Consider the following 4,437-nt stretch of genomic DNA (forward strand, 5'->3'; position numbering starts at 1 on the left):
TGGTACACTCACTCAATTTGTTGGTCTGCGTAAAGTAAACACTATAGGCTTAAGACAAGCTAACAAGTGTATGCAGCTCTCAGCTATAGCCTACAACCTCAAAAAATACCTCAAGTTCACTCAAAACCGGGTGAAAAATGGAGCAGGAATGTTCGCCTTGTTTTTTAAAGTTCACAATGACCTTAAATCAGGAGTATACGTCATTTTAAAAACACTTCATTCTTCTAATTTGCAAAGGATATAAAAACAAAAAACCTCCTAAAAGCGGTTTAAATAAGTGAGATTTTCTAAGAATTAAAGGCTTGTGCAACGGTTACCATTGTTGTGCACTGGCTTTTATATTTTAAGTATTTCATCTCTTTTTTTTAAGTCAGATTTTGGTATTATCTCAAGTCCATCTTGATATTCTTGATAGAAATTAACATCTAATTCAGGATATAGCAAGTCATCTACATTTAAGTTTTCAATAAGGTCATAATATTGTACAAGTTTCTTTGCTTTTTTAAAGAAGAGAACATTGTAGAATAATAGGAATAATTCTGTACCACTCATTTGAGCTTGTAAAAAATGTGAGTACTTTTTGTACTTTCTTTTTATTTCTTTCCCTTTTACATTCTCATCATTTATGTAGATTCCTATTTTTTCTCCCGTAAATTCTTCCTGAAAGTTTTGACTTAATTCAAGTTCCTCGTTTTCTTTGATATAAAGTAGAATATGGTATAGATTTCTAAAGTAATGACTTAATTGATTGCTATATTGATTGTAAGCAAGTTTAAATATAGCTTTTGATTTAAGAGAAGGATTGTTTTCTAATTCGTTATACGAAACTGTATAATATTCTTTAAAATCATTAATATTTTCGCTTTTCTTTTCTTCTTCCCAATCGCAATCATCTGACAAGATGTATTCTATTGCTTTTATATTTTTATCTAACTTGTCTTTTTCTTGATTTATGAAACCTCTTATTTTTTCAAAAGCAGCATTGCCATTGAAGTAAGTTGTATTCGTTTCTCCTTGAATATGATTAAAATTTTCATCTCTTAATTCAGTACTTTGTCGTATGTCGTTTTGAGTTTTTAGTAGATTGAAAAAAGTATTTTCAAATTGCTGTACTTGAAAAACATTCCTTGTGCTTTTCATTTCTTCCAACTGTAAACTTAATTCTTTGCTTTGTAGTCTTAAAGCAAGAAAAAACAGAATAACTCCAGCAAAAGACCAAACTGTCCCAATTACTCCTCCTATAAAATCTCCAATAATACCAGTTAATTGTTGGTCAAGCTGTTCTCCATTTTCGATTAGACGTACAGAAGTTGAAATTTTTGAAATAAAAATATAGGACATATAAATTCCAGCGAAAATGCTGATAATAGATATTATTAAAAGTATTATTCCAAATAGCCCATACTTTTTGTAAATCTTTCTGGATTTATATAAGATGTAATCTTTCAAATTTAATTACTGTTTTTTTTAGCTTGTGCACAACGGTCTTGTATATTTGTCAGTTGTGGGAATTTAAGAACTAAAGATAGTAAAAAGAATTGACTTTGATGCGTGAGCATCTGTGTCCGCAGGACACAAAACCACAATTGGAAATATACGTTGTTGTAAAACGTTTTTTATTAATTCTATTTGCAAAAATTTTCCAGAATTTGAAATTCAGTGAAAGAATCAGTTTGTTTTTCCAATAATTTTACTCGAAATGTATTTTTTGCAAGATCTTTGACTATATAATTTTAATTTTGTTCAGAGTTGATTTCGATTAAATTCTATTCTTTTCTTTTCAAATCCAAATTTTGTATAATTTAAGAATTGTTAATCATTCCTGTTTTATCTTTTTCAATTTATCCACTTCCAATCTTTATCAGCGTAATTAATGCCAAATAGAATAGGTCAAAACATACGTTTATTTTAAATTAAAAGTCCATTAATTGTTAGAAAATACATCGTTAAAAATAGTATCCAAAAGATTAATCCAATCAGATTTAGTTTTAGCATTCTGAAAATAGTTATTCCGATTATTCCCAAAATCACAAATATTCCCCCAAATATGTAATTTTTATTTGCATAAAAAATTAAGTCTTTTGGAATTAGCGGATTATCTAAATTTAACGCAGTTTGTAAATATCTCAAATGGTCTAAAAATAAGATTATTAATGACATCAATAGAGCAACATTACCAGCGATTATTATGCTTTTATCCTCATTCAATTTTCTAATGCACATTTTTTGTCAAATGTTTTACAACGGTCTTGTATATTTGTCAGTTGTGGGAATTTAAGAACTAAAGATAGTAAAAAGAATTGACTTTGATGCGTGAGCATCTGTGTCCGCAGGACACAAAACCACAATTGGAAATATACGGTGTTGTGTGTAGTTTTTATTGTTGGTTTATCAGTTTATAAAATTCTGTGTCGTCTGGTTCATAATATTTTTCGTAGAAATCATTTGATAGGTCAATACCAAAATCCCAATTTCTATCCATTCCTAACATCAAACGATTCCATATCTCTTTTTCCTTTTTCAGTTTCGTCTAAAAGTCAGAATCGATTTTCAGTTCAAAACCTTTTTCAGATTCATCGAGTACAATTTTAATTTTATTATCAGATTCATAATAAAGTAGAATTTCAAACCGGATAAAATTCAGTTCGTACATTCTTTTGAGCAAGTCAATGGATTCAGTTATCGCATCTATTTCAGAAAATCCGAAGTCAGATATAAATAGGTTTCTTACATCTCCTAAATGAATAGGAAATGGTTCAGTCAGAAAATTAATTTCGTATTTGTTTAGTTTAATATTATTCATTTCTCAAATTACACACAACGGTCTCGTATAACCGTCAGTTACGGTTTTAAAGTTAATAATTTTCGGTTAAGAACTGGCGTTAGCAATTCCGAGTGGATTCGGACGTAGTCGAATCCGCCGTACTTGCGGTTATACATTGTTGCCACACGTTTTTTTAATTTTATTCATCAGGTAATAAGTCAGATGTAAATCCGCTATTTTTTCCCCATTCTTTAATTTGTTTCATTTTCTTCTTTTCCAAAAATTTACCTGTCCAAGGATTAAATGAGTAAACATTGAACTTATAGGTAATTCTTGAGCGTCCTTCTTTTTTTATTTCATCTATTTGGTCTATTAATTCAGCGATATAATATTTAAACTGCCCATCGTAAAAAGTCGCTTTATTAAATCTTTCCCATTTTAAGAATTCTGAAATATTTTTTCCTTTTAGTCCGTGCTCTTTTGCAATTGAAATAGCCTTTGTTTTGTCAATTTCAAAAGTTCTGTTTTCAGAGTTTAATTTTTCGAATCCATTGTTGTTAAATCTATCGTGACTTGGAATATAATTTCCATTTTCGTCAAGACTAATTCCAATCATTTCACTTTGCCAATCCGAGTTTTTAAGTCGTACTTGATACCGAAAAAGAAATTCAGTTGGTTTTCTTTTCATTGGTTCTGTCCAACTACCAACATAACCATCATTGTCATAAGCATAACAATTAAAATTGAAACGAACTTGGCTATCGAAAAACTCTTGACTATAGTTAGAAATAATCAAGCTGTCCGCTTTTTTTTTCATTCGCTCAAGTATTTCGTGGTGAGGAAATAATTGTCTGTTTACCTCGCATATTGCATTATCATAATCACGTGTAAACAATAATTGTTTGTCGAAATTATATTCTTTCCAAATTCCAAGGTGCTTTCCATTTTTTCTTTTCCAACCTTGTGTGTTTAATCTTGTCGTGTCTTTTATGTAGTGCACGCTGTACCAAACAGAATCTTTGTTTTTATAACTTTCTTCGTAAACGTGATAAACAGAATTTCTGATAATTTCGATGTCGGATGAATCTGTCGAAATATTTTCACGACTAAACTGTCCGAAAACAGAAAGTCCCGAAATAAGTGTGAAAAATGTTAGCAGAAATTTACTGTTCATAGGCTTGGTTCAAATGTGTGGCAACGGTCTTGTATAATTACCCAGCTAAGGGAATTTTGGAAATAAAGATAGTAAAAAGAACTGACTTTGACGCGTGAGCGTCTGTGTCCGCAAGACACAAAACCTTAGTTGGAATTATACGGCTTAAGTTTGCATTTTAAAATAAATAGTAATTAATCAGAAAGAACAAAGAGGGAATTAAGGTTCTGTTATACGGTGAAGCGTTAGACTTCGGCAACATTGATAATCCTCTCTCTTTAATAGCGTCAATCACGTTCAGTTCTGTGAGGTTAGACCTCGATTTCAAGTTGTTGTGATCAGCGTAATATATGTTCTTTCCAAAAATCAGTGTTATGGGTAAATATAAAGAAACTTTTGGAATCGATATCAGTAAATCAGTCTTTGATGTTTATGGAAGTAAAAGTGGTCATCGTCAGTTTAGCAATGATGAGTCCGGTTTTGTCTCTTTTTTAGGTTATATACCTAAGGATAGCTTAGT

3 protein-coding genes and 1 pseudogene are annotated in these 4,437 nt (G+C 30.5%); 1 reads left to right on the forward strand and 3 read right to left on the reverse strand.

Going from position 1 to position 4,437, the window contains the following annotated elements; all coding sequences use genetic code 11:
• Positions 1 to 244: pseudogene (locus G551_RS16750) on the forward strand (IS1182 family transposase); the annotation flags it as partial.
• Positions 245 to 336: 92 nt separating this feature from the next.
• On the opposite strand, the gene G551_RS0112105 reads toward G551_RS16750, so the two are convergent.
• From G551_RS0112105 to G551_RS0112120, 3 genes are all read right to left on the reverse strand, one after another.
• Positions 337 to 1,449, reverse strand: a complete 1,113-nt coding sequence (locus tag G551_RS0112105) for a putative phage abortive infection protein (RefSeq protein WP_156876795.1) — start codon at positions 1,447 to 1,449, stop codon at positions 337 to 339.
• A gap of 1,081 nt (positions 1,450 to 2,530) precedes the next feature.
• On the reverse strand, positions 2,531 to 2,803 hold the full coding sequence (locus G551_RS0112115) for a hypothetical protein (protein WP_027885810.1): 273 nt from the start codon (positions 2,801 to 2,803) through the stop codon (positions 2,531 to 2,533).
• A 160-nt stretch (positions 2,804 to 2,963) separates the two neighbouring features.
• The gene (locus tag G551_RS0112120) at positions 2,964 to 3,938 is read right to left on the reverse strand and encodes a hypothetical protein (RefSeq protein WP_027885811.1); all 975 of its coding nucleotides are present in this window, start codon (positions 3,936 to 3,938) and stop codon (positions 2,964 to 2,966) included.
• Between the last annotated feature and the right edge of the window lie 499 nt (positions 3,939 to 4,437).

Source organism: Mesonia mobilis DSM 19841 (assembly GCF_000423405.1).
Lineage (GTDB): Bacteria > Bacteroidota > Bacteroidia > Flavobacteriales > Flavobacteriaceae > Mesonia > Mesonia mobilis.